We start from the raw sequence: 26,384 nt of genomic DNA, 5'->3' as shown, positions 1-26,384 counted from the left end.
ACTTACTACTAATTCGTTTAGTTCTAAGGTGCTTAGTTCGAGTGAATGACAAACGGTTACCGTATGAATGCGGTAGCCGTTTTTTTATTGCTATAATTTATCAACAAAGCTCATATGGTTTTTTGTTACCATTAACCTTTAAAATAAACCAATCATTGAGCCCTATCTCATAATAAATATAAAAAGGATATATCATGGAACTGTTTGACGAACAGACAACCAAAACGCCAGAGCAAAAACAAGCTATTCTAAATAATGTCCGCTTGCCAGAAGACTGGAAGACGGCATTAGCAGATGAGTTGACGTCTAACAATATGGACAATTTACGCGCATTTTTGAAAGAAGCTTATCAGTCGAGTGATAGCATCTACCCACCAGCACCACTGATGTTCAATGCGCTGAACCTTACTCCTTTATCACAGGTTAAGGTCGTAATTTTAGGTCAAGATCCTTATCATCGTCCAGGACAGGCAATGGGGTTGTCATTTTCTGTCCCTAAAGCCATTCCAAAGCCGCCATCACTCAATAATCTACTAAAAGAGATGGCAGATGATATCGGTATCCGTCCATCAGCGCATGGTGATCTGACCTATTGGGCGGAGCAAGGTGTTTTACTGTTAAATAGTTCACTGACTGTACGAGAAGGCGAGCCGAATAGTCATCAAAATAAAGGCTGGGAGCAGTTCACTGATGCAGTCATTGATGCGGTGAACGAACAGACAGAGCATACTGTGTTTATACTATGGGGTAGTAAAGCACAGAAGAAGGGAAAATATATTGATACCGATAAGCATTTGATTCTGACTGCAGTACATCCTTCACCCTTGGCTGCCAACCGTGGTGGGTTCTTTGGTACCAAACCTTTTTCCAAAACCAATGATTATTTGGTGCAATACGGTCAGACACCGATTGATTGGCAACTGCCACAATAGATGATGACCATGTCGAGTACAAGTTTGAAACCTTATCAATCGTTGAGTCATCAGCCAGATATCAAAGGTGTGCATACCAGTACATTTTGGTTAGCTGAAGATGCCAAATGGATGCAAAAAGCGCTGAAACTCGCTGAACAGGGAGCTGAGTGTGGGGAAGTACCAGTCGGGGCAGTGTTAGTTCATGAGCGGCAGATAATCGGTCAAGGGTTTAATCAACCAATTGGCGGTCACGATGCGACAGCTCATGCTGAGATAGTCGCGTTGAGAGATGCGTGTCAACGCTTAGAAAACTATCGATTGCCACTACACACAACTCTATATGTGACTTTGGAGCCGTGTACTATGTGTATTGGTGCCTTGATTCACGCTCGTGTAGATAGGCTAATATATGCAGCGAATGAACCACGTGCTGGTATGGTAGGTAGTCAGCTTGATTTATCAATTCAGCCTTTTTACAACCACAATATCCAAGTTCATAGAGGGTTGTGCAGTGAGCATAGTAGTCAGATGCTAAAGACGTTTTTTCGTGAGCGTAGGCGAGCAGCAAAAAAGAATAAAAGTAAGGCTTTGATTGAAAATAACTAATAAACAAGATATCAGTCTTGGTGCTAGTGATAGCGTCTATTTTTTGCTATAATATCGCCCTATTTGGTAGCGAACCTTTTGTTCTGCTACCAAACGTATGATATATCAGTAAATATTACTTTATTGAGATTATGTGATAGATCCCATAAGTAGCAATTATTATTGTTGAGTAAGCACTATGACCGTCTCCACATCTGACAACGATTTGCTCAACAAAAGTGATAGCAAAGGTCATCCAACGCGCTATCCTGTGATCTGTATTGATGGCCCTAGCGGTGCAGGAAAAGGTACGGTCACTTGGCGTTTGGCACAAGTACTGGGTTATCAATTGTTGGATTCCGGGGCGTTATATAGAATCGTAGGACTCAAGGCATTTGAAGCTGGATTAATAACCGCAGATGCTAGCCAACCAATTGACGAAGATGCTGTATTGGCACTTACAAAAAGCTTAGATATAGCGTTTGTACCGAACAATGACTCAGGACGTGTAGACATCATCGTGAATGGGCAAGCAGTTGGTGACCAAGTACGCAATGAGACAGTCGGTGGATATGCGTCGCAAATTGCAGTGTTTCCACAAGTTCGTGAGGCCTTACTCACATTACAACAAGACATGGCCACACGTTCAGGGCTTGTCGCTGATGGTCGCGATATGGGAACGGTTGTATTCCCAGATGCGGATGTCAAAGTGTATTTGACTGCCAGTGCTGAAGCGCGTGCTCAGCGCCGTGTTACCCAGCTAATTGATGCGGGTCAAACGGCAGATTTTGAGGCGATTTTATCAACGATCAAAGCACGTGATGACCGTGATGAAAATCGTAGTACAGCGCCATCAAAACCTGCGACAGATGCTCTATTACTTGATAGCTCTACTCTCAATGCCGATGCTGTTTATGAGCAAGTAAAGAAGCACTGCCAAGATCAAGGCGTTTTTTTTAGTAGTTAATAAAAGAGTAATAGCTAATAAAAACAACATATTAAGTACCAAAAAGTTCAACACAAGCTTTGTTTTTGATGTAGAATTATACAGTTAGGATTCAGTATTTTAACCAGACTATGATAGTCAGCTGAAAAATTCAGAAAAAGACAGTTGTTGTTAGTAATTTCGATAATATGCTTACTAACAACAAACGTTTTTTTATATGATTGTATGAGATATAAAACCAGTATCCTCGTTTTATGCAATCATAAATTTGATCCGTACTGTGCTGGACAGGATACGGCTATACAAAGGTAGACATAATGGAATCATTTGCTGAACTATTTGAAGCGAGCATCGAAGAAACAGGCCTAGATATCGAGCGTGGCTCGGTTATCAACGGTACTGTTGTGGCCATCGATAGCGATTGGATCACAGTAGATACTGGTCTGAAATCTGAAGGTATCGTCGCTCGTGAAGAGTTTTTAAGCGAAGAAGGCGAACTTGAAGTTGAAGTTGGCGATAGCGTTGATGTCGTAGTTGAAGCGGTTGATAACGGCATGGGTCAAACCTTGCTGTCACGTGAGAAAGCTAAGCGTGTTGAAACTTGGAACTTCCTTGAAAAAATCGCTGATAACGATGAAATCGTTAAAGGTATTATTTCAAGCAAAGTTAAAGGCGGTTTCACCGTAGATATCGGTTCAGTACGCGCGTTCCTACCAGGTTCATTGGTAGATGTACGTCCTATCCGTGATACAACGCATCTTGAAGGCAAAGAGCTAGAATTCAAAGTCATCAAACTTGACCAAAAACGCAACAACGTTGTTGTTAGCCGCCGTGCAGTTATGGAAGCTGAAAACTCAGCTGAGCGCGAAGAGCTATTGAACAAGCTTGAAGAAGGCATCGAGATCGAAGGTATCGTTAAGAACCTTACTGATTACGGCGCGTTCGTTGATCTAGGTGGTATCGATGGTCTATTGCACATCACTGACATGGCATGGCGCCGTATCAAGCATCCATCTGAAGTTGTTGAAGTTGGCCAAGACCTAAAAGTTAAAGTATTGAAGTTTGACCGTGAGCGCAACCGCGTAAGCCTAGGTCTAAAACAACTTGGTACTGATCCTTGGGATAACGTTGGCGGTACTTATCCAGTAGGTAGTGTTGTTAAAGCACGCGTAACCAACCTAACTGATTATGGTTGTTTTGCTGAGATTTCTGAAGGTATTGAAGGTCTAGTACACGTATCAGAAATGGATCATACCAACAAAAACATCCACCCATCTAAAGTTGTTCAAGTGGGCGATGAAGTTGAAGTAATGATTCTTGATATCGACGAAGAACGTCGCCGTATCAGCCTTGGTATCAAGCAGACTCTAGCTAACCCATGGGATGAGTTTGATAAGAAACATGAGCGCGGTGATAAAATCACTGGTACGATCAAATCAATCACTGACTTCGGTATCTTTATCGGTCTAGACGGTGGTATTGATGGTCTTGTTCATCTATCTGATATCTCTTGGAACGAGACTGGCGAAGATGCTATCCGTAACTACAATAAAGGCGATACTGTAGAAGCTATGGTATTGTCTGTAGATGCAGAAGCTAACCGTATCAGCCTAGGCGTGAAACAGTTGAGCTCTGATCCATTTAACGAATACCTAGTTGGTAACGACCGCGGTGCTATCGTTAATGGTAAAGTAAAAGAAGTAGACGCTAAAGGCGCTACTATCGAGCTTGCTGACGAAGTTGAAGCCTACCTACGTGCTTCTGAGATCCAACGTGACCGCGTTGAAGATGCAACTAAGCATCTGAGCGTTGGTGATGACGTTGAAGCGAAAATCATCAGTGTTGATCGTAAAACACGCAACATCAACTTGTCTATCAAAGCGAAAGACGAAGCTGAAGAGCGTCAAGCGATTAAAGATCTTGGTAGCACCAATACTGCTGCTGCTCCAGGTTCTGATGCACAGCCAAAAACTATTGGTGACTTGATCAAAGAACAAATGCAGTAAGCTGTAAGTTATTGATATAGTAGTAATATAAAAAAGCGACTTCGGTCGCTTTTTTTTTGATTAAATTTTGATAGGGATAATTAATAACGAAGGTTTTTGGCTAAATGGACAAACTCTTATTCCTATTTACCGCAATATCCGCTATCATTTGCAACATTGAGTAACGAGATGTGAGCATCAGTGTATGCAGAGCTATAACCTAACTTTAGCCATGAATGTATTTTTTAATGAATAGCTAATCATTAGCTATTAAATTACTTACTAAGCACACGATACTGTTTCATCATCAGTTTATCCATTAATCAACAAGGCAAGTGTAATAATGCAGCAAGCGATCAACAAATCTGAATTTATTAGTAACTTGAGTGCGAATTGTGACAACATGGCAGATACTACTGTCGATGATGCCGTTCGTGAAATATTAAATTTAATGACTCATACTTTGGCTAGTGATGGTCGAGTCGAGGTTCGCGGGTTTGGTAGTTTTTGTCTACATCATCGCCGTGCTCGTGTGGGACGCAACCCTAAGACGGGTGAAAGTGTACCAGTCCCAGCCAAAGCCATTCCACACTTTAAACCAGGTAAGGCTCTGCGTGAAGCAGTCAACGATAAAGTAGCCCATAGCTAATATTTATCTATTATTGACCAAGCACACCTTATCATTCCAAACAGGGGTAACTGTCTCATGCGCTTTTTACTATTTGTATTGCTGTTCTTGAGCTTTGCTTATTCGCTTGGTTTGGTGTTAGCAAATAATACCGAGGTCGGAGTCAATTTACTGTTTTCGCAAGCGCCTACGATGAACTTGGGGTTACTACTCATCCTGTGCTTGATGCTTGGCATTGTCATTGGTATCTTGCTGTCATTGCTCATATTCCGTGTCTTACAGAATAGATGGGAAATATCACGTCTAAATAAGGCGAACACACATTTAGAAGAGCAGCTGACGCAAGCCAATGCGGTTATTGACCGTCAAGCAAGTGCGCCAACGGTGGATGAAGCCGTTTATAGTGCAAGGACTACGAATGTCCAGGGCAGCGCGGAAACTGACTTGAATGCTGGTGGTACGCTGTCCAAGCGTAAACGTGATTAGCTTACTGAGCGATAGCAGTACTGCTGACCTCAAAAATATAATGCTTTGATAATTCTGACATATGGCAAAACCATGAATAACACGATTAATTCTCCAGTGATTGTTGCCCTAGATAACATGACTCTGCAAGCCTCTTTAGCGTTAGCTGATAAGCTAGATCCAACGTTATGCCGATTGAAAGTAGGCAAAGAGTTGTTTACTCGCTGTGGCCCTGAGGTCATTAAAGCGCTACACCAGCGTAATTTTGAAGTATTCTTAGACTTAAAATTTCACGATATCCCTAATACGACTGCTCAAGCAGTAGTGACTGCAGCCGAACTTGGTGTGTGGATGGTGAACGTCCATGCAAGTGCGGGTCTAGAAGCTATGTCTTTGGCAAAACAACGTTTGCTAGATAAGGATCTTGATACATTGCTTATTGCCGTTACTGTATTGACCTCGATGGACAATGAAGCGCTGATGCAAACAGGTATTACTGATGGCTTAGATGCGCAAGTGAGCCGTTTAGCACAATTGACTAAGCAAGCTGGTTTGGATGGTGTGGTTTGCTCTGCACAGGAAGCAAAGGCACTCAAGCAGCTCTGTGGTCCAGACTTTAAGTTGGTCACACCTGGCATTCGATTAGCGGAAGACAGTGCTGATGATCAAAAGCGCATCTGTACGCCGAGTCAAGCATTGGTAGACGGTTCTGATTATCTGGTTATTGGGCGCTCGATCACTCAAGCGACAGATCCTGCGGCTAAGCTGAACAAAATACTTCAGAGTATTTGATATATAGGGTTTGTAGTAGTTAACAGTAAAAAGGCAGCCGTTCAGGCTGCCTTTTTACTGTTCGATGACGGACAGAAAGCTGCTACACTGTTTAGTCTTATGCTCCATAGCATTTTTCAAGTATTGTCGACCATAGTAAATATTTGGCTTGCTAAGCGCTGGCTTAAAGAGTGAGGCTGCACTTGATGTACGTTTGTATGCTGGTGAGATGATCGATAATGACATTACTGGATGATATTGAATAATATGAAATTACAGATATTGAGTGACTTACATATTGATAGTTATGTGCGCCAGTCGCAGCCTATCGGGCATATTCCTAAGACTGATGCAGATATCGTATTGGTAGCAGGAGATACCGCCAATAGTGATAAGGGTATGCCATGGCTACAAGAGCAAGCATCACGCTTACAAGTGCCTTTGATTACTATCGCAGGCAATCATGAGTACTTTGATGAAGATGTACTGAGTTTTGACCAAAACCTTGCGACTTGGGATAACTACAACACAGCGTCTGGTGAGGGTGTCCGTGTCTTGCAATGTCAGCACATTGATATTGGGGACGTACGGATCTTGGGCTGTACGTTATGGACTGATTACCAGTATCATGCTAATGAAGACACCATGGCTGCTGCTAGGCATTTTATGCGTGATTATAAGCAAATCTATGCTGGTAAAGAGATGTTCTCGCCTGAAATCTCAATGCAAATTCATGCAAAACACCGTCAGTGGTTGCAACAAGCATTGATCACTGCCAAAGCGCTGGGTAAAAAGACAATAGTAATGAGCCATCATAGCGTTAGCGCATTGTCCGTGTCCAAAAAATACGCCAACTTACCGAGTAATGCGGCCTTCGTTAGTGATCTATCTGGATGGATGGATGAGGACTGGGCACCAATGCTATGGGTACATGGACATACTCATGAAGCCTTTGATTATCAAATAGGCAATACGCGGGTAGTCGTCAATCCAAGAGCCTATCCCAATGAAGTTAGTAGTACGGCATTAGCGTTTGCATGGGATAGAGTCATCGATATTGGTTAAATTAGCTTTGATATAACATTAAAATACTACCAAATATTTACAAGATATATTGCAACTGAATTTGTATGTTGTTCATTCCTGACAAAAAATCTGCTACGCTTGCTACCATGAGTAAATATCTGAATAATACCCCATCAAAAATATCCGCTGACAAGCTTGCGAGTCACACACCAAGTGCGCCCGCACCGTCACATCTACCAGATAGTATGATTCCATCGGTTAGTTTATTGCCTGAAGACAAACGTCTGATTTTATTTACTAGGCATTCTTTGCGTGAGCGCTCTGATGGCAATGGGTTTGCCAGTTATCAGCTACCTCTGACGCCCAAAGGCCGCGTATTGGCTAAATCTTGGGGGCGTTGGCTTGCAGGTCACCTCCCATACTCACTCGATGTCGATAGTATCTCAAGTCCGATTGGACGCTGTATTGATACCGCGCAGTTGATGCAAGAAGGGGCTGGTCTTAAACGTGATATTGCACGTCAATCACTATTAGTTGAGCCTGGTAGCCTCGTCACTGAGCCTGAAATAGCAAATCCAGTATTCAAAGAGATTGGGGTGCTAAATTTTATCAATCGCTTTTTGCAAGGCAATCTTGAGGGTACCAAAAATGCTTATCAAGGTGGTCTTGATATTTTATCGCTTTTTTATCAAAACCAACCACAGCACGGTCATCTAATGCTTGCTGTGAGTCACGATACATTGTTGTCTGCATTTTTAGCAGTGATGTTTGATGTGGTTGAGATTGATTGGAATGACTGGCCAAAGATGATGGAAGGCGTGTTTTTATGGTTTGATGACAAACCTTTCGATCAGGCAAATGCGCATTTTATTTGGCGAGGGCAAGTATATACCAGGCCGGTCAGCTCTTTACTAGAGGGCTACCGTGCAGCAGGCTTTCATCCAAGTAAGTTGCTGTTACCGCCAACATTGAATTGGAACTGATTGCTAAAGGTGTTTCATGCTTAGTAGGCATGCACTTGACCCGAGCATCAGTATTACCTAAGTATCAATGTGACCTAGGTATCTTAAAAGCGAAAAATCATCCTAATTTTGCGTTCTATCCTGCTATTCGATTTTTACCATAGGAGAACTGAGAACGATCACCTACGCTACGACCATGATTCCATAGCTTCATGCCATACGATAGCTGATTGCTCTCCCACGCCTGTAAAGCGTTAGTAACGTCATGATTATGATGGACCAGTGCCTGCACCAGTGAAATCGCATTTGCCGCAGCTTTTGAGGTACCAGCTGCTGTATGAGGGCGAGGAATAAAAGCAGCGTCGCCTATCAGAGCAACGTTATCGAAAGCCATTTGCGGCACTGTCAAATCCAAAATAGACTGTACAAAAGGCGCTTTAGTTGCGGCTATTAACTTTTTAAAAGGAACAGCAAGTACACCATCTGCGTAGTGTCGCATTGCTTCCTCAACCGTAGGTGACATCATTTCTGGTGGAACAGAGTACTTTCGCGGCTTACCGTTCTTGTCAGTAAGTATGTGAGCGAGCTCTGTCTTCTCGTCGTAGTTGACGTACCATACCCAATTGAATCGACGTTTTCCTGGAACCAGTGATTCGTTTTCGCCAGGAATGACGTAGGCCAAAATATGGGAGTTTGGGAAATCATAAAATACGAAGCGTTCCGTAAATATCTTGGCAGCTTCTGGCTCTAAGTCAGCCTCATCGACTAAGCCTCTATAAGCTACGTAACCTGCATATTGAGGCTCGTAAGTAGGCAAAAGCTGCTGACGCACTGTTGAAGTTGGGCCGTCAGCACCAATTAATAAGTCTGCAGTCTCACAAGAGCCATCAACGAAAGTAGCGGTTACCTTAGTGCCTTTCGATTGTACCTGCGCTAATACTTTGCCTTGATGATAATGCGCATCTGAAAAGTGCCTTCGCATCGAGCGATACAGAATATTCCAAGAGGTAAGTGTCTGACGCATGGCCATTTTTTCAATTTGGCCATTTTTTTGTAGGTAATAACGCTCAAGGGCATCGACACCTAAATTTTCTGTCGCAATTCCTGCTTTTTTGAGGGCAGTGACGACATCGGCCTGCAATACAATACCGCCGCCTCTACTGTCCAAATCATGAGTCGAGCGCTCATAAATATCTACTTGCCAGCCAATAGAGCGTAATAGTGTCCCTGAAAACAGCCCAGCTAATGAACCACCAATCACGATTGCCCGCTTATTTATTGATTCCACTAAGCCTCTCCTAGATATTTATATGTACATGAGAGTAGCATAAAAAAACCTTGCCCCGGTATGAGAACCAGTGGCAAGGTTTTAGTCATTACGCTATAAAAGCGTGATGCGGTCTAAACAATACAAATCTTAAGCTTGTAGGCCTTTGATTGTTTTGTTTAGGCGGCTCTTACGACGAGCAGCTTTATTCTTATGAATAATACCTTTGTCAGCCATACGATCAATAACTGGTACCGCTTTTTTGTAAGCTTCGGTAGCCGCGTCATAATCTTTAGCTTCGATAGCCGCATCAACACGTTTTAAGTAAGTACGAACCATAGAGCGTTGTGACGCAGAGTTCTGACGACGTTTGGTGTTTTGACGGGCGCGTTTACGAGCTTGTGCAGTATTAGCCACGCGTATCTCCTTGATAAAGACAGATAAAAATATGAATGTTGATTGCAATAATGGGTTTAACAATCATCGGTGACGAGCAGCCGTCTCGTCAAACATGATGTCGATGTCTGATATTAAAGTATCTAATATGAATAGATCATCGCAAGCGCCAGAACTGTTTGGAATAATTAAACAGCGTTGACGTGTAAAGCCGGTTATCTTAGCAAATTATTGAGCATAGGACAATATATTTGATGATTAATGCTCAAAGAAGTGGTGTAATTTTATAAATTTGGCGTATTTAGATAACGAAACCAATCATAGACACTAGAAGATATAAGTAGCTGATAAAATCTTTTACAATATATTGTGCATAATGGCGTCAGCTGGCTATGAATTTAGGTATGATATCCTAACGATAGACCTTAGCATGGGTCATTCTTCATCAATATAGAATTTTTAATGTCATATAAGTGGATAGAGTATGCAGCGAAAAGCAATTGTGATTGGCGCAACGGGATTGGTAGGGCAGCATTTGGCAAAACAGCTGAGTGAGCTTTATGACACACTGATTGTGATCGCTCGGCGCCCGCCACGCTACATTAATGCCAGCATGCGATTTTATCAGGTTAATGATTTTGAAAACCTCTCTGAGGTGTTCGCAAGCGTCGGTGCTGACCGAACGACAGATGCCTTTAGCTGTCTGGGTACGACCAAAAAACAAGCGGGTAGCGATGAGGCTTTTCGAAAGATAGATCACGATTACAATGTCAACTTTGCCAAACTATGCCGTGATAAAGGTGTGGAAAACTTCTTTCTACTGTCGTCGATGAATGCTGATATCGACAGTCGGTTTTTGTACAATCGTGTTAAGGGCGAGACTGAGCAGTCTATTATGACATTGGGCTTTACACAATTGGTGATCTTACGACCTTCGTTATTGCTAGGTAAACACCAAGGACGTCCGCTTGAGAGTATTGGTCAAAAAGCGTTTAAGCTAATCTCGCCTTTGGTTTCAGAGTCGCTTTCACTACATCCGATCTCTGCCAAACGTGTTGCTAGTGCTATGGCGATGAGTGCGCATGACATCTATCATCGTAGTAAATACCGCTCCGAACCTCAGACTCATCAGACAGACATTATCGAAAATAAAAAAATGCTGTCAATGACTCGCGTCAAGAAATAACGGTATGGTGTCTTTTAAGTGCAGAGTACGTCCCAAAGTTGCCATACGAGAGTGCTCATCTGGAGTGACCATCTACCAATGACACAAGCCTAAAATTACAGCACCGATAGATTACAGCACCGATAGAGAGTACAGTATCTTCAGTTAGCATAAGCATGTCCATGAGCAAACTCACTAATGATAAGGAGTAGAAGAAATGTCAGAATCAATGGAAATGAATAGAGAGAATTTTGTGACTTGTGATTTATTGGATGATAATCCTGATTTGCAGGTATGCTTACCTAATATAGAAGGTAAGTCGTTTCATAGCTTTGGCGCAAAAGATAAGTTCTGCGGTGAAATCGTGACTGTCAAATGTTTTGAAGACAATAGCCGTGTCAAATCGTTATTGAATAGTGATGGCAAAGATGAAGCGGGCAACGGTAAAGTGCTAGTCGTCGACGGCGGCGGGTCTATGCGCTGTGCACTACTGGGCGATATGATTGCGCAATCAGCCATCGACAATGGCTGGGCTGGAGTGATCGTATATGGGTGTGTACGTGATGTTGATGACATAGCAGCGATGAATATTGGTGTCATGGCACTTGGTTGTATCCCGCGCAAGTCGACCCGACGTGATGAAGGACAGACAGATATCGAAATCAGCTTTGGTGATTTAACGCTCAACTCAGGCATGTTTGTTTATGCAGATAACAATGGCATTATTGCAAGTTATGAGCCTTTGATAGCGTAAATTATTATTAGTCTAAACCTCATACAGTTACGAACAAGTATATATCCCAAATGACTATAAAGAAAAAACCCAGTTCAATGACAGAACTGGGTTTTTTGGTTGAAAATAATCAAACCGTTAATATTTTTCAAGCTCCGAGAGCATCTGCTCACGTGCTTTATAGATCCTGCGTAAGCCAAGCCACAAGCTAATACACATCACGATCAATACCGAAGTAAAAGGCAAGCCGGTGCTTACCGAGCCTGCTTGGATGGTTTTTAGAGCTTGTGCGCCGCCGCCATAAAGCAGCGCAATAGCAATAAGACCCTGAGCAACTGCCCAAAATATACGCTGATATATTGACGCTTCAAGTTTACCACCCGCTGTAATCGTGTCGACAACCAAAGATCCTGAGTCTGATGAGGTCACAAAAAACACCATTACTAGAATGATAGCAATTAAAGAGGTAATGGTCCCTAAAGGAAGATTTGCCAGCATCTGAAACAAGGTTAAGGATGCATCACTAACCCCACCTGCCAGCTCACCGACTTTATTGTCATATTGACTCAATCCTGACTGTCCAAAGACCGTCATCCAGATGATGGTTACCAGGGTAGGGGCTAACATCACTGAAGTAATAAACTCACGTACGGTACGGCCCTTTGAGATACGAGCAATAAACATACCTACAAATGGTGACCAGCTGATCCACCACGCCCAATAAAACACGGTCCAGCCGTGAAAGAACTCACCATCACTGCGGCCTATAGGATTAGATAACGGGATGATATAAGTTGCATAATCAATAGTGGTGGCGCCGATTTTGCTTAGAAGCCCGAGTGAGTCTCCGACGAAGAATACGAACAATAGTAACGCCAAAGCGACTAGCATATTAACGTTGCTCAACAGCTTGACCCCGCCATCGAGACCACGTGCCACTGATATTGTGGCAAGCGCAGTGACGACCACTATGATGGCAATCTCAAGTGAATTGCCTGCAAAATCCCAACCAAACAAATAATTGAGTCCGCTGGCTGCTTGTTGAGCACCCAAACCTAGTGAAGTCGCTAAACCAAATATCGTCGCTAGTACGGCCAATATATCAATAATATGGCCAGGTAACCCCCACGTTTTTTCTTTAAAAATAGGATAAAACACGGAGCGCATGGTCAATGGAAAGCGGAAATTATAAGCAAATAGGGCCAATGACAAACCAACGACGGCATAGATACCCCAAGGGTGCAAACCCCAATGATACATCGTTGCACCCATAGCAGCACGATACGCTTCAGGACTGCCTGCGGTTACGCCAAGTGGTGTACCTGCCCAGCCGCTTGCATAAGCCAATGGTTCAGCCACACTCCAAAACATAAGACCGATGCCCATACCAGCTGCGAACAGCATTGAGAGCCATGAGCCCCGGTTGAAATCAGGTTTGGCATTGATACCGCCAATTCGGATACTGCCATAGGGCGATACAATTAATATCAGACTAAATATCACCATGATATTGGCGGTACTGATAAATAGCCAATCGAAACTATTGACCACCCAATCCTGAGTACCATTGAGCCAAGCGTTAGCTATATTAGGTAGTAATAATGCAAATAAAACAAAGCCAATAACGGCAAACGCGGTAAAGAAGAATACAGGTCTGTGTAAATCTAACCCTAATATCTCAGTGTTATTTTCACCAGTAGTATGCTCAGTGGTATAGAGTCTGCGACGGAACTTGTCGAGAAGATGCTTTGGAATCTGTTTTTGCTCGTTCATAGGTGACGAATCTCCTGATGAGTTAGCTGAGCTGGACACCGTCAAAGTATCGACTACTCATTAATAGTAAATAGTTTTTGGCAGCTACAAGCTTTAAATTTTAGGTGATATAAAAGGGCTTCTAAGGATCTATAAATCGTAAAAGCTACTGAGTAGTTGACACTCAGTCAGAAGCCTTTATAGGAGAGAGTTGTTTAAGCTAATATGCGAAAACGTATATAAAAACAATAAAATGCTAATAATAGAAAGAGAGCTCAAAACAATAAACGTTAAGATCGATAATTATAAAAAGCGTGCCATACTAACAAACTGTTTGGTTTTGTCAAATCGTATTGGTAATTGCTCAAATATTCGTATAATAGCTTTCTAATTCCTTAACTTTGATCCTATCTTTTATGCCTATTACTGCTTTGACTGATGCGTTCGACCCTATTAACCAGCAGTTGTTTCCTATCCAAAATGCCGAGCGGCGTTGGCTAGCGCCTGTCCATGGTGCGGTCAGTAGCTTGTGGTTGGCAAGTTTGGTTCAGACGCCACTATGGAATGTTGCCGAGCGATTAAAGGTCGTGGTGGCACGCGACCAAAACCAACTCAATCAGATAGAAACCGAGCTGGCATTTTGCGGGGTCGATGCCTATGTGTTCCCCGACTGGGAAACACTGACATATGATGAGCTGTCACCGCATCAAGATATCGTCAGCGAACGTATTAACTTGTTGACAGACATGCCAAGCTCAGGCGTGCTACTTATCTCAGTACAGGCGCTAATGCATCGTGTGGCGCCGCCGAGTTGGTTAATCGGTCAGCATTTTGATTTGAGTGTTGGCGATCGGTTCGATATCAGCACTCAACGCGGGCTATTGGCAAAAGCGGGCTACCGTGCTGTTGACAATGTCTTTGAGCCTGGTGAGTTTGCTGTACGTGGCAGCATTATTGATATTTTTGCTATGGGTCAGCCTTTCCCACTACGTTTAGATTTATTTGATGACGAAATCGAAACCATTCGCTTTTTTCATCCGCAAACGCAGCGCACTTTGACCGCTGACGATCTCAAGGCAATGCTGACGGGTAATGATACCAGTATGGGCAAAGAGTCGCTGTCGCTACTACATAAGATGCCGGATATTTCTAAGCCTATCGAGCAGTTTCAAATACTTCCCGCAAAAGAGTTCCCACTGGATGAGGGTCGCGAGACCTTCCGCATGAATTTTGCGGCCATGTTCCCTAATGCCAGTAGCCGCAAGTCTGAGCTGCATAAAGATGTGATGGCAGGTATTGCGAGTAGCGGACTGGAATATTATCAGCCGCTATTTTTTGATTTAAAAGACTGGCAAGAAGAGAGTAGTTTATTCTCTTACCTACCCAATGACGCGTTGTTTATCACAGATGAGCTGATCAACGAAAAGCAGGCAGATTATTGGTCACAGATCCAGCGCCGTTATGAGGAGCGTCGGCACGATATTGATAAGCCTATCGTAGACCCTGCGCTGTTATATCTATTATCTAACGCGCTCAATGAGCAGTTAAACCAGTACCCGCGAGTGATACTAAGCGCACGCGATGAGCTAGCGACACAGGATATTGAAAGTAAACTCCCATCTGAGAGACAGCTGCCGCTCGATATCATTGATGATAATGAGACTAAACAGCAAGGCCTAGTCACATTAAGTGCGCAAAAACCGCCAGAGCTGGCAGTTAACCATCAAAAATCTGAACCATTGGCTGAGCTACTAGCATTCTTAACCACACAACAAGAAACCGCAACGCCAGTACTAATCGTCGCAGAAACCGCTGGCCGTCGTGAGATTCTCATTGAGCTGTTTAAAGGTAAGATTGATATCAAGGCATATGATAGCTTTGAAGCATTCTTAGCAGCAGATAAAACGAGTGCTATGAATAATGCTCGTCTACCGCATGTCGGTTTGACTGTGGCACCGATTGAGCGTGGTGTCTATGTGCCTGAACGCTTAGTATTGATTAGTGAGACGCAGCTGTTTGGTCGTCAAGTCTTACAAACGCGTCGCCGTCGTCAAAGCGGTGTATCAGAAGAGTTCTTAGTCAAAAGCGTCACTGAGATAACAGACGGTAGCCCAGTGGTACATATTGAGCATGGTATCGGTCGCTATAACGGTTTGATTACGCTAGATGTGGGCGATGGTGAGCAAGAATTTATTCATTTAAAATATGATGATGATGCCAGTATCTATGTACCGGTCGCTAATCTGCAAATGATCAGTCGTTATAGTGGCGGTGATCCAGCGTTAGCACCGCTCCATAAGATTGGTAGTGGTAAGTGGGATAGGGCGAAGCAAAAGGCGTTAGAACAGATTCATGATGTTGCCGCAGAGCTGCTCAACATGCAAGCGAGGCGTGAGGCTAAAGTTGGCATCCACTTTAAAATAGACCCGTCGCAATATGAGCTATTTGCCAGTCAGTTTGCGTTTGAAGAGACTGCTGACCAAGCCAATGCCATCCATGCCGTTATGGAAGACATGAGACAAAACCAGCCAATGGATCGTCTCATTTGCGGCGATGTTGGCTTTGGCAAAACAGAAGTGGCGATGCGCGCCGCTTTCATTGCCGTCAGTGCAGGCTATCAAGTGGCGGTATTGGTACCTACCACACTGCTCGCAGGACAGCACGAAGACAACTTCCGTGATCGTTTTGCTGATTGGCCAGTGCGTATTGAGAGCTTGTCACGTTTCGGTGGTAAAAAACATCAAGACATGGTGCTGGCGGATTTGGCTGATGGTAAAGTCGATATCGTGATTGGTACTCATAAACTATTACAGCCCGATGTGAAGTTTGCCAACCTTGGGCTGATGATCGTTGATGAAGAGCACCGATTTGGCGTGCGCCACAAAGAGCGTATTAAGGCTATTCAGACAGATGTAGACAGTATGTCTATGACAGCGACGCCTATTCCTAGAACGCTTAATATGGCGCTCTCAGGCATGCGTGATATGTCTATTATCGCAACCCCACCTGCACGCCGACTTGCCATCAAAACTTTTGTCATGCAAAAGACAGAAGCGTTGATGAAAGAGGCTATCCTACGTGAGCTGCTACGCGGCGGGCAGGTCTATCTGTTGCACAACGATGTGGCTAGTATTGAGCGTATGGCAGAGACCATTCGTGACCTCGTACCCGAGGCAAGAGTAGGCGTTGCTCACGGGCAAATGCAAGAGCGCCAGCTTGAGCAAATCATGCAGCAGTTCTATCATAAAAAATTCAATGTGCTGGTATGCTCGACTATCATCGAAACAGGTATTGATGTGCCAAATGCCAATACCATTATCATTGAGCGTGCTGATAAATTTGGTCTAGCGCAACTACACCAGCTGCGAGGCCGCGTAGGACGTAGTCATCATCAGGCGTATTGCTACTTATTAGTGCCTTCTCTTAAAGGTCTTAAAGGAGATGCCAAGCGCCGCCTCCACGCGATTGAACGCGCCAATACACTAGGTGCAGGCTTTATGCTGGCGAGTGAAGATCTAGAGATTCGCGGAGCAGGTGAGATATTGGGTAAGCAGCAAAGTGGTAATATGCAGGCGATTGGTTTTAGCCTGTATATGGATATGCTGGAGCGAGCGACTAAAGCAATTAAAGCCGGTAAAGAGCCTGACTTGAACACGCCATTATCGCTAACCAGCGAGATTAACTTGCATAGCTCGGCGCTTATTCCAGAAGAGTATCTACACGACGTGCATCAGCGTTTGTTGTTTTATAAACGCATTAGCAACACTGATGACAAAGAATCGTTGACGGATATTCGTACAGAGATGATTGACCGCTTTGGCGCGTTACCGGACCAAACCAAGCAGCTATTTGCCATTCATGGATTGCGTTTGCAAGCAGAACCATTAAAGATTAATAAGATTGATGCGAATAGTAGTAGTATGACGCTGGAATTTGCGCCAGATACGCCAGTCGATGCCTTAGCTATTATTAAGCTAATTCAATCGAATGGTCAGCATTACCGTATGAATGGCGCATCTGGTATTCGCTATCAACATAGCGATAAGTTGGCAACACCGCAGCAGCGAGTGACGGTCATACAAGAACTGTTGCGCTATTTTAGCGAGCATATGGTGACAGAACCTGCTTAGTTTGGCTTTGATAAAAGGTAGATAGTTTGAGTAGGTTGATAGGTAACAGTGAAGCAGTCAGTTATGGTGCTATTTTATCGAAAGGATAACTGATAAAATAGCCAAACTGTATTTCACCTTTTATATTTTGTACCTACTTTTATTTGCATTAAACAACAAGAGAACCGTCATTATGTTCCAACTTCATCATAAACTTGCTGCTGATAGTTTTTTAGTAGGGGATTTTCCATTATCCACTTGTCGTTTAATTAATGACTGTCAATTTCCATGGCTGATATTAGTGCCGCGCGTATCAGGTATAAAAGAGCTGTATGAGCTGTCTGAAGCAGATCAGACTCAGTTTTTACGTGAGTCAAGCTGGTTATCGAGCCAGTTAGCTAAAACGTTTCAAGCGGACAAGATGAATGTCGCTGCCCTTGGCAACCAAGTACCCCAACTTCATTTTCACCATATTGTCCGTTATCAAAACGACATGCAATGGCCAAATCCAGTATGGGGTGTACCAGCAGTCCCTTATACCAAAGAAGTGTTGGCACAAATGCAGCAGACATTGATGATGGCACTACGCGGTCATCATCAAATGCCGTTCGATTGGCAAATGTAGTAAGTGATCGACACTATTGTTAGTTGATACTATTTATTAATAGTGCCGCTAACAAAAGAAATCGGTAATAAAAAAGATTCGACGTGTCAGCGTAACAACGACAGTTATGAAGTAATAAATAATGCAGAAATGAAAAGAAGCCAGATACCTGATTGTATCTGGCTTCTTTTTTAATACTATTGGGTGTTTACAGCCATAAAACCTTACGAGTCAGTAGTGCAATTAGATGATAAATGGTGTTTTTTTAGTTACCGATGACCTAGGTTTCGTACTACTTAAAAAGTATAATATATTATTAGATATATCTTATGATTATTTATCATAAAGACAAAGTGCCTATACATGTTATTCTTATATGTCTTGTCTCTTCGATAGTCCGTCTTATTTAAGTGAACACTCAATATGCCTTTTAAAGAGACATTGAAACCAAAAACTTTATTAGAGGGTAAAGGCATCTGCCGATTTGACTACCCAGAAGTTTTTGTTTTAATACTCACGGTCATGTTACTCGCTGTATACTACGACTTCCGTCCTACCTCAATGGCATTGCTCGTTATTATTGCACTGCCTAGTCTGATGATTCTCATCTATAACTATCGACGCCAGACCAACTTTTGGACGTCCAATATTGTCATTGTTTTGCTGGCAGTCGTTATTGGCGTGACACAGTTTTGCATTATTATATCGCTCAGCTTGGCGTCTTTGATTGCTGTTAGAATTATTCTAAATAAGCCTCAGAATCGCCTAAGATTGTTTACCGTAGCCTTAGTGACTGCTGTCATTTTCTATTATGTCAGCGCCATTCTAAGACCCAGTGGAATAGACTGTAATGACAGCTGGTTACCACCTACAGTACTATTGGCAAGTATGGCTGTGATTCTATGCCAGTTTCGGCGTATGTATGGAGAGTATGTTGCCTACAAATCATGTGCTCAGCAGGCAGGCGAGCGTTTGAGTACGATGGTATCAGTTATCAATAAGCTGACTCGTTTTGTACCACCGCAAATCTGGGAACCCATTGTCAGAACAGATAGTCCAGTTAGTGTATCCAACAAGCGTGCTAAATTAACCATTATGTTCTCAGACATTGTAGGCTTTACGGAGCTGTCTGATAGTTTAAGTGCGGATAATTTGGCTGATATTTTGAATACCTATATGCATTGCATGACGTTGATTGCTGAAAAGCATGGGGCTGTACTGGACAAGTTTATTGGCGATGGTATGGTCTGTTTTTTTGGGGAGCCTGATAGCCGTGGTTCACGCCAAGATGCACTAGACTGTGTGGCGATGGCGATAGATATGCGCCGAGAGATGCGCACCTTACGTCAGAAGTGGCGGCTTATGGGGTTTGAGGGTTTATATATACGTATCGGTATTACTACGGGCTATTGCCACGTTGGTAATTTCGGGAGCAACAATCGCCTCAGCTATACGCTCATCGGTAAAGAAGCTAACCTAGCATCAAGGCTTGAAGCACATGCTGGCAAAGATGAGATACTGGTCAGCGAAAGCACCTATGATTATATTTGTCACAACTATGAGTGTCAGCATGCTGGCGCGTTTCGACTAAAGGGTTTTGATAATAAAATAGATGCGTGGCAGGTGTTTGACCCTGATGCTAATAAAGGTCACTTGTCTAAATGGGTAGATCATACCTTGCCAGGTTTTAACTTGCATTTGAACTTTAAAGATATGAAAGACAATGATTATCAGGACATTAGAACACGCTTGAATTTTGCGCTTGAGCGTATCGAGCAAGAGGAAGAAAAACTGGCCACTAGCATAGCTGAAGAAAGTAAACGCCATAGCACTCAGAAAAAGTCATGATATGAGCAGTAATATCGTGGCATATTATTGATGAAAAAAGCCAGCTATTTAATCATAGCTGGCTTTTTTTGAGAACAAAATAAAACTTATTATTTATTAATGGTTTTCTTTTGCATGGTTCAGCGTATATTTGGGTACTTCGATGGTCAAATCCTCATCATCAAGCATGACCTGACATGATAGACGTGAGTCAGGTTCTAAACCCCATGCGCGATCCAATAGATCCGCTTCCACATCATCCATCTCATCTAGACTATTAAAGCCTTTGCGTACGACAACGTGACACGTCGTGCACGCTTTTGACATCTCACAAGCATGCTCAATTTTGATGCCTTTTCCTAATAGCGCTTTGCATAGGTTTTCGCCAGACTCTAGCTCAACTTCTGCACCTTCTGGGCAAATTTCGTGATGGGGTAGTACAGTAACTTTTGGCATAAATTATGTGTCCAATGCTAATCAATCTAAAAATAAGAAATTAGCTTAGTATAATGACTAAGCTATCATTTTAAGCGTGTCGCTTACCAGTCTTTAGCACTAGTACCTGCCATGCTAGCTTTGACGCTTTGATTCATAATGCGAGCAGCAAAAGCATCGCTATGTGGCTTGAGCTGCGCCTGCTGCGCTTCTATAAGTGTTAAATCACTAGTGCCAAGTGCGGTCTTCAGCGCTTGTATTTGCTCTGCTAAAGACTGCTGCTCATCAGAAGAGAGTAGCGCTGCAAACTCGTTCAGTGCAGACTCTAAAGCCAATACTTCACGTTCAGCTTCTACCTTGGTCTCAATTAAAGAACGCGCATTTTTATCTTCTTCTGCATGCTTAAACCCAGCAACAAGCAATTGTTCTTTTTGCTCATCAGACAAACCATAAGACGGCACAATTTCGATCTTACTTTCTGTTTTGGTCGTCGTTTCCTGAGCACTGACAGTAAGCTGACCATTGGCATCGATACTAAAGGTGACTTCGATACGAGCAAACCCAGCTTTCATAGGCGGAATACCATATAACTCAAAACGTCCAAGCGAGCGACAATTTTCGACGGTTTCGCGCTCACCTTGCACCACATGGATAACCATGCCAGTTTGACCATCTTGATAAGTAGTAAACACTTGGCGTTTTTTGACAGGGATGGGCGTATTACGCGGAATCAGTACTTCAACGAGGCCGCCCATGGTCTCAAGACCTAATGATAATGGCGTCACATCTAACAACAACAGATTGCTATCACTGTCGCCATTGACCAGCTGGTGAGCAGTTTGGGCCGCGCCTAAAGCAACAACCTCATCTGGATTGAGACGAGAAAGCGGCTGCTTGGTAAAAAATTCAGTGACGACTGCTTGTATGGCGGGCATACGGGTTGAACCGCCAACTAAAATCACTTCGTCTAAATCTGCAGCATTTAGCTTAGCATCGCGCAGTACTTGTTCACATACGCTCAAGGTGCGACGACTAACAGGCTCTACAATAGCTAACAGGTCTTCACGGTTTAATACACCTTTATAAGACTGCCCATTGACAGTAACGTCAATATCAACCTGTTCCGCTTCAGTTAATGCTTGCTTATAAGCTTTGGCTTGCTGTGCAAGTATTGACTTGTCATGAAGGCTTACTTCTTTTGGATCAATACCCAATTGCTTGATGATCCAATTGGTAATAAGACGATCAATATCATCTCCGCCTAGCGCACTATTACCACCCGTTGCCAATACTTCAAAAACGCCATCATTTAACTTTAGAATAGACACATCGAAAGTACCACCGCCCAAATCATAGATTAGGTAATAGTTTTCTTCGTTATCATTTTGATTTTGTTGATCGAGACCGTAAGCGACTGCAGCCGCAGTTGGTTCATTTAACAACCGTAGCACATTGATACCAGCCGCTTGCGCAGCATCTTTAGTCGCTTGGCGCTGCGCTTCGTCGAAATAAGCAGGAACCGTAATGACAGCCCCTTCAATGCTATCCGCAGGTAATGCGCTTGCCGCACGTTGCTCAAGCGCTGCTAAGATACGAGCTGATACTTCGACAGGTGACACTTCACCTTGAGCGGTGACAAATGCTGGCATAGCATCTGTACTACCAGACAACTCATAAGGGTGAGAGAATTTGATATCAGCTTGGCTACGACCCATAAAGCGTTTAGCCGAGACGATCGTATTTTTTGGATCATCTGCTAAATGCGCTAGGGCATCATAACCAACTAATGGATTACCGGTCGCTGGATAATAGACTACAGAAGGCAACAACGTATCTGACGCTTTGCCTGCTTCTAAGACTTGCGCCTTGCCTGAACGTACTACGGCGACCAGTGAGCGCGTGGTGCCAAGATCAATCCCTAGACCAAAACGATGCTGGTGAGGTTGGGCGCTTTGATTGGGTTCGGCAATTTGCATTAAAGACATAAGAATAACTCAGGGATAAAATGAATAAGTAAAATGGAGCAAGTATAGTGTAGATATAACAGCTACGTTCTCACATTAAGGACAGAAAATCTTGGCAGTCATGCATACTTAGGGTTAGAGATTATACGGCATAGTTGATATTAATTTAACCATCTATACAGAATCTAACGCCAAAACTAAAATCTAATTGTCAAAAAATACACAACCTACGGACATCTAAACATAGAGATCGTCATCATCTGAATGCGCTGTACTGGCGACATCATCGAGACCAGTCGTCACATCAGCATTTAACTTCACTAAGAATTTCAGTTTTTGTGTCGCATCAATGGCTGTACCCCAGTCTTGCTCTGTATAAGCAGCATTAAAGCGTTCAGACTGATTGTTTAGGCGTGCTGTAATTTGAGGATGTAACTGCTGCAAGGTTGCAAGGTTTTTACCTGTAATAGCGTCATCTAGATCCATTCGCATTTCCATCGCATCTTCTAAAAAATCCAAATCTGCAATTGAGTGCTCTACATTTTGAGCTTGATCTGCCATATCCAATAGATAACCAGCACGGCTATCAGGTGCGCTGAGCGTTTGGTATGCTTGGTTGATGATAGCGGAGGCTTGCTCTGATTGCTGCTGAGCTTGCTTAGTATTTGCTAAATTCTTTGCAACATTATCAGGATGATAGCGCTTTTGTAATAGACGTAGATGTTGATCCAGACTGTCTTGGTTGACTTCAAATTGTACAGGTTGCTCAAATAGGGCAAAGAAGTTCCCAAATTGCGTGTCTAGAATAGAGTCTGTCATATCATACGCCTTACTTTTTATTTGTTTTTTAAAGTCTTTATTTGGCTAGTAGCTCATCGAATTATCAGACAGTAAAAGATTCACCGCAGCCACATTCGCCTTTCTGATTAGGGTTGGTGAATTTGAAGCCTTCATTTAAGCCTTCTTTTTCGTAATCCATTAACAAACCGTCCAAATACACTAGGCTTTTGGGGTCAATAAAAATGCTCACACCGCGGCTCTCATAGCGCGTGTCATTCTCATCAGGAGTATCTACAAACTCCAAGACATAAGCCAAACCCGAGCAACCCGCTGTACGGATGCCAACGCGAATGCCTTCACCTTTACCGCGATTGTCCAAAAAGTCTCGAACATGCTGAGCGGCGCGTTCTGTCATTTCAATCATGCCAACTCCCATTGACTATTAATAATCATAAGTATTAATAAAAATTTGTATAAATTGGCAACTAAAATTAGAAGTTTGCCAAAATAATAGACTAGCGACTACCAGAAAACAAAAGGTGACAATTACATAATGTCATTGTCACCTCTTTAGCGTCAGTAGCTATTTAGATATTGCCACTTTAGCATTGCTAGTAAATCATAACGCAGACGCTAATAGGTTGAGCTTAGATAGCAGCTTCTTCTGCCGTTACTGCTGTACCGTGCTTACCTTTATAGTCGCTGATAGCTGCTTTAATAGCGTCTTCTGCAAGTACAGAGCAATGGACCTTTACTGGTGGTAACGCTAACTCTTGAGCGATATCATTGTTTTTGATTTCGCCAGCTTGATCCAAGCTCTTGCCTTTTAGCCACTCAGTAACAAGCGAGCTTGAAGCAATTGCTGAACCGCAGCCATAAGTTTTGAAGCGTGCGTCTTCGATAATGCCATTATCATCAACTTGGATTTGTAGGCGCATTACATCGCCACAAGCTGGGGCACCGACCATGCCGGTACCAACGTTTTTGGCATTTTTATCAAGATTACCAACGTTGCGTGGGTTTTCGTAATGATCAATAACTTGGTCACTATAGGCCATGGGGTTTTCTCCTGGTTAGATGATGAATAGTCGTTTGTTAACTTTGAATGTCCGACTACTCATCGATAATTGGGGTCAAACGCTTAACTTAATTGTCTAATCAATCGTTTAATAAAATATATGTGGTTACTTAATACTAAAAAGCTATACTAAAAATTAATGCTCAGCCCACTCAACTGAGTTCAGGTCAACACCTTCTTGGTACATATCCCAAAGTGGTGATAAGGCACGCAGTTTGTCAACAGCTTCATGCATTTGCTTAATAACGGTATCGACGTCTTCGTCAGTCGTATAACGACCAAAGCTGAAGCGGATTGAGCTATGTGCCAATTCATCCGGGCGACCGATAGCGCGCAATACATATGATGGCTCAAGCGTTGCTGATGTACAGGCTGATCCTGACGATACAGCTAAATCTTTTAGCGACATCATTAGCGACTCACCTTCAACAAAGTTAAAGCTAATATTAACGATATTAGGTACGCTATTTTCAAGATCGCCGTTTAGATAGATCTCTTCGATATCTTGAAGACCATCCCACAGCCTTTGACGTAATTTTGCTGCATGAGCATGATCTGTCTCAAAGCTTTCGTTAGCTAGAGCAAATGCGGCACCAAGACCAACGATCTGATGCGTCGGCAGTGTACCTGAACGCATACCACGCTCATGACCACCACCATGTTGCTCTGCTTTTAAGCGAATGCGTGGCTTACGACGAACAAATAATGCGCCGATACCTTTAGGACCATACGCTTTATGACCTGAGAAGCTCATCAAATCAATTTTCATTTCTTCAAGATCGATTTTTACTTTACCAACAGATTGTGCGCCATCGACGTGGAATACTACGCCGGCTTCACGAGTGATTTCACCTATTGCAGTCACATCAGTAATGGTACCAAGCTCGTTGTTCACCATCATAAGTGATACTAAGATAGTATCGTCACGTAACGCTTCTTTTACTTGCTCTGCTAAGATAAGGCCAGTGCTTGGCTGCGGCTCAAGATAAGTAATCTCAAAACCTTCTTGCTCAAGCTCACGGCACGTGTCTAACACGGCTTTATGCTCAATTTTGCTAGTGATGATATGTTTACCACGAGACTGATAGAAGTGAGCTGCGCCTTTGATAGCTAGGTTGTCAGACTCAGTCGCACCAGAAGTAAAGACAATTTCGCGTGGATCGGCGTTGATAACTTCAGCAACTTGTCCGCGGGCAGTCTCAACAGCTTCTTCTGCTTGCCAGCCATAGCCATGTGAGCGAGAAGCTGGATTACCAAAGATGCCATCTACTGTCAGATATTCGCTCATCTTAGCAGCTACTGGTCTAGCAACTGGTGTGGTGGCGGCATAATCTAAGTATATAAGGTTGTTATGTTGGCTCATGCTGGGTTTGCCTCGCTGTTCGATAAAGTAATAGTATTAATATCTTTTATGGAAATATCTTTTGTAGAGGTGTGCTGACGCTCTGATACTGACTGCACGTTTTCCATATCTAATAATTGCGCTAATGTTATATTTTTCAAGTACTGCTCAATATGATTTGATAGTGCACACCATAGGTCATGGGTCAGGCACATTGTACCACCTTGACAGTCACCGCGTCCTTCACACTGCATGGCATTTACCGACTCATCGACCGCAGATATGATACTCATCACATCTATCTCATCTAATGGTTTAGCTAGGTGGTAGCCACCTGCAGCACCGCGGATACTGGTCACAAGACCACGCTTGCGAAGTTTGGAAAACAACTGTTCGAGGTAGGAGATAGAAATCGATTGTCGTTTAGCGATATCAGATAAAGAAACGGCACTGTCTTGTTGACTGGTTTGTAGTGCTAAATCTAATAAAGCAGTAACAGCATATCTGCCTCGAGTAGTTAAACGCATGTGTCATCTCCAAACTTGTATGTCATTTTTATTTAACAACGATCTTAGAGGGGTATATAGAAAGGTAATACTATAGCGATATAGAATTTTGCAATCTCGCCCAACTAAGTTGTGTTCTATCGT

Annotated in this window: 24 protein-coding genes; 14 read left to right on the top strand and 10 right to left on the bottom strand. The window is 43.0% G+C overall.

Going from position 1 to position 26,384, the window contains the following annotated elements; genetic code table 11:
• Window positions 1-194 precede the first annotated feature (194 nt).
• The 9 genes from ACTXGL_RS02105 to ACTXGL_RS02065 all read left to right on the top strand — a co-directional run bounded on the left by ACTXGL_RS02105 (window position 195) and on the right by ACTXGL_RS02065 (window position 8,303).
• Window positions 195-932, top strand: a complete 738-nt coding sequence (locus tag ACTXGL_RS02105) for a uracil-DNA glycosylase (RefSeq protein WP_443524526.1) — start codon at window positions 195-197, stop codon at window positions 930-932.
• Window positions 933-1,520, top strand: a complete 588-nt coding sequence (gene tadA / locus ACTXGL_RS02100) for a tRNA adenosine(34) deaminase TadA (protein ID WP_443524525.1) — start codon at window positions 933-935, stop codon at window positions 1,518-1,520. It abuts the gene before it with no gap.
• Between the two features lie 178 nt (window positions 1,521-1,698).
• Entirely contained in the window at window positions 1,699-2,466 is a 768-nt protein-coding gene (cmk, locus tag ACTXGL_RS02095) for a (d)CMP kinase (protein WP_443524523.1), read from the top strand.
• A gap of 296 nt (window positions 2,467-2,762) precedes the next feature.
• Window positions 2,763-4,451, top strand: coding sequence for a 30S ribosomal protein S1 (gene rpsA, locus ACTXGL_RS02090; RefSeq protein WP_443524522.1), 1,689 nt, complete (start codon window positions 2,763-2,765; stop codon window positions 4,449-4,451).
• A 322-nt stretch (window positions 4,452-4,773) separates the two neighbouring features.
• Window positions 4,774-5,079, top strand: coding sequence for an integration host factor subunit beta (locus ACTXGL_RS02085; protein ID WP_319050085.1), 306 nt, complete (start codon window positions 4,774-4,776; stop codon window positions 5,077-5,079).
• A gap of 57 nt (window positions 5,080-5,136) precedes the next feature.
• Window positions 5,137-5,544: a lipopolysaccharide assembly protein LapA domain-containing protein gene (locus ACTXGL_RS02080; RefSeq protein ID WP_443524520.1), complete on the top strand. Its 408-nt coding sequence runs from the start codon at window positions 5,137-5,139 to the stop codon at window positions 5,542-5,544.
• Between the two features lie 72 nt (window positions 5,545-5,616).
• Window positions 5,617-6,315: an orotidine-5'-phosphate decarboxylase gene (gene pyrF, locus ACTXGL_RS02075; RefSeq protein ID WP_443524518.1), complete on the top strand. Its 699-nt coding sequence runs from the start codon at window positions 5,617-5,619 to the stop codon at window positions 6,313-6,315.
• A gap of 246 nt (window positions 6,316-6,561) precedes the next feature.
• Entirely contained in the window at window positions 6,562-7,359 is a 798-nt protein-coding gene (locus tag ACTXGL_RS02070; RefSeq protein ID WP_443524516.1) for a metallophosphoesterase, read from the top strand.
• 107 nt (window positions 7,360-7,466) lie between these two features.
• The gene (locus ACTXGL_RS02065; protein ID WP_443524838.1) at window positions 7,467-8,303 is read left to right on the top strand and encodes a histidine phosphatase family protein; all 837 of its coding nucleotides are present in this window, start codon (window positions 7,467-7,469) and stop codon (window positions 8,301-8,303) included.
• Between the two features lie 115 nt (window positions 8,304-8,418).
• Here the strand turns inward: ACTXGL_RS02065 and ACTXGL_RS02060 are convergent, their stop codons facing one another.
• Together ACTXGL_RS02060 and rpsT are read right to left on the bottom strand one after the other, a co-directional pair.
• Window positions 8,419-9,570: an FAD binding domain-containing protein gene (locus tag ACTXGL_RS02060; protein ID WP_443524515.1), complete on the bottom strand. Its 1,152-nt coding sequence runs from the start codon at window positions 9,568-9,570 to the stop codon at window positions 8,419-8,421.
• Between the two features lie 129 nt (window positions 9,571-9,699).
• The gene (gene rpsT, locus ACTXGL_RS02055; protein ID WP_058024191.1) at window positions 9,700-9,966 is read right to left on the bottom strand and encodes a 30S ribosomal protein S20; all 267 of its coding nucleotides are present in this window, start codon (window positions 9,964-9,966) and stop codon (window positions 9,700-9,702) included.
• A 463-nt stretch (window positions 9,967-10,429) separates the two neighbouring features.
• Between rpsT and ACTXGL_RS02050 the strand changes: the two genes are divergently transcribed.
• Both ACTXGL_RS02050 and rraA read left to right on the top strand, forming a co-directional pair.
• Window positions 10,430-11,131, top strand: coding sequence for an NAD-dependent epimerase/dehydratase family protein (locus ACTXGL_RS02050; protein WP_443524513.1), 702 nt, complete (start codon window positions 10,430-10,432; stop codon window positions 11,129-11,131).
• A gap of 196 nt (window positions 11,132-11,327) precedes the next feature.
• On the top strand, window positions 11,328-11,864 hold the full coding sequence (rraA, locus tag ACTXGL_RS02045; protein ID WP_443524512.1) for a ribonuclease E activity regulator RraA: 537 nt from the start codon (window positions 11,328-11,330) through the stop codon (window positions 11,862-11,864).
• Between the two features lie 117 nt (window positions 11,865-11,981).
• Here rraA and ACTXGL_RS02040 read toward each other — a convergent pair whose 3' ends face one another.
• On the bottom strand, window positions 11,982-13,616 hold the full coding sequence (locus tag ACTXGL_RS02040) for a BCCT family transporter (protein ID WP_443524510.1): 1,635 nt from the start codon (window positions 13,614-13,616) through the stop codon (window positions 11,982-11,984).
• Window positions 13,617-14,011: 395 nt separating this feature from the next.
• Between ACTXGL_RS02040 and mfd the strand changes: the two genes are divergently transcribed.
• The 3 genes from mfd to ACTXGL_RS02025 all read left to right on the top strand — a co-directional run bounded on the left by mfd (window position 14,012) and on the right by ACTXGL_RS02025 (window position 20,156).
• On the top strand, window positions 14,012-17,725 hold the full coding sequence (gene mfd / locus ACTXGL_RS02035; protein WP_443524508.1) for a transcription-repair coupling factor: 3,714 nt from the start codon (window positions 14,012-14,014) through the stop codon (window positions 17,723-17,725).
• 172 nt (window positions 17,726-17,897) lie between these two features.
• Window positions 17,898-18,329 (top strand): HIT domain-containing protein, encoded by a 432-nt coding sequence (locus ACTXGL_RS02030; RefSeq protein WP_057759208.1) that lies wholly within the window; start codon window positions 17,898-17,900, stop codon window positions 18,327-18,329.
• 402 nt (window positions 18,330-18,731) lie between these two features.
• Entirely contained in the window at window positions 18,732-20,156 is a 1,425-nt protein-coding gene (locus ACTXGL_RS02025; RefSeq protein WP_443524506.1) for an adenylate/guanylate cyclase domain-containing protein, read from the top strand.
• 96 nt (window positions 20,157-20,252) lie between these two features.
• Here the strand turns inward: ACTXGL_RS02025 and fdx are convergent, their stop codons facing one another.
• From fdx to ACTXGL_RS01990, 7 genes are all read right to left on the bottom strand, one after another.
• A complete protein-coding gene (gene fdx / locus ACTXGL_RS02020) occupies window positions 20,253-20,591 on the bottom strand; it encodes an ISC system 2Fe-2S type ferredoxin (RefSeq protein ID WP_319050095.1) in 339 nt (112 codons plus the stop codon).
• A gap of 83 nt (window positions 20,592-20,674) precedes the next feature.
• Complete coding sequence (gene hscA, locus ACTXGL_RS02015) at window positions 20,675-22,555, bottom strand: Fe-S protein assembly chaperone HscA (protein ID WP_443524504.1); 1,881 nt, start codon at window positions 22,553-22,555, stop codon at window positions 20,675-20,677.
• Window positions 22,556-22,771: 216 nt separating this feature from the next.
• Window positions 22,772-23,353 carry a Fe-S protein assembly co-chaperone HscB gene (gene hscB / locus ACTXGL_RS02010; RefSeq protein ID WP_443524502.1) on the bottom strand — a complete coding sequence of 194 codons (582 nt, stop codon included), beginning with the start codon at window positions 23,351-23,353 and terminating at the stop codon, window positions 22,772-22,774.
• 64 nt (window positions 23,354-23,417) lie between these two features.
• Window positions 23,418-23,738 (bottom strand): iron-sulfur cluster assembly protein IscA, encoded by a 321-nt coding sequence (gene iscA, locus ACTXGL_RS02005; RefSeq protein WP_021814983.1) that lies wholly within the window; start codon window positions 23,736-23,738, stop codon window positions 23,418-23,420.
• A gap of 223 nt (window positions 23,739-23,961) precedes the next feature.
• A complete protein-coding gene (gene iscU / locus ACTXGL_RS02000) occupies window positions 23,962-24,372 on the bottom strand; it encodes a Fe-S cluster assembly scaffold IscU (protein WP_319050099.1) in 411 nt (136 codons plus the stop codon).
• Window positions 24,373-24,528: 156 nt separating this feature from the next.
• Window positions 24,529-25,755 (bottom strand): IscS subfamily cysteine desulfurase, encoded by a 1,227-nt coding sequence (locus ACTXGL_RS01995; RefSeq protein WP_443524500.1) that lies wholly within the window; start codon window positions 25,753-25,755, stop codon window positions 24,529-24,531.
• Window positions 25,752-26,261: an Rrf2 family transcriptional regulator gene (locus ACTXGL_RS01990; RefSeq protein ID WP_443524498.1), complete on the bottom strand. Its 510-nt coding sequence runs from the start codon at window positions 26,259-26,261 to the stop codon at window positions 25,752-25,754. Before ACTXGL_RS01990 ends, ACTXGL_RS01995 begins: the two co-directional genes overlap by 4 nt.
• Window positions 26,262-26,384 lie beyond the last annotated feature (123 nt).

The organism is Psychrobacter sp. T6-6 (assembly GCF_052258185.1).
Classification (GTDB): domain Bacteria; phylum Pseudomonadota; class Gammaproteobacteria; order Pseudomonadales; family Moraxellaceae; genus Psychrobacter.
Note: the sequence above shows the minus strand (reverse complement) of the source record. Positions and strands in the feature narration are given on the sequence as shown.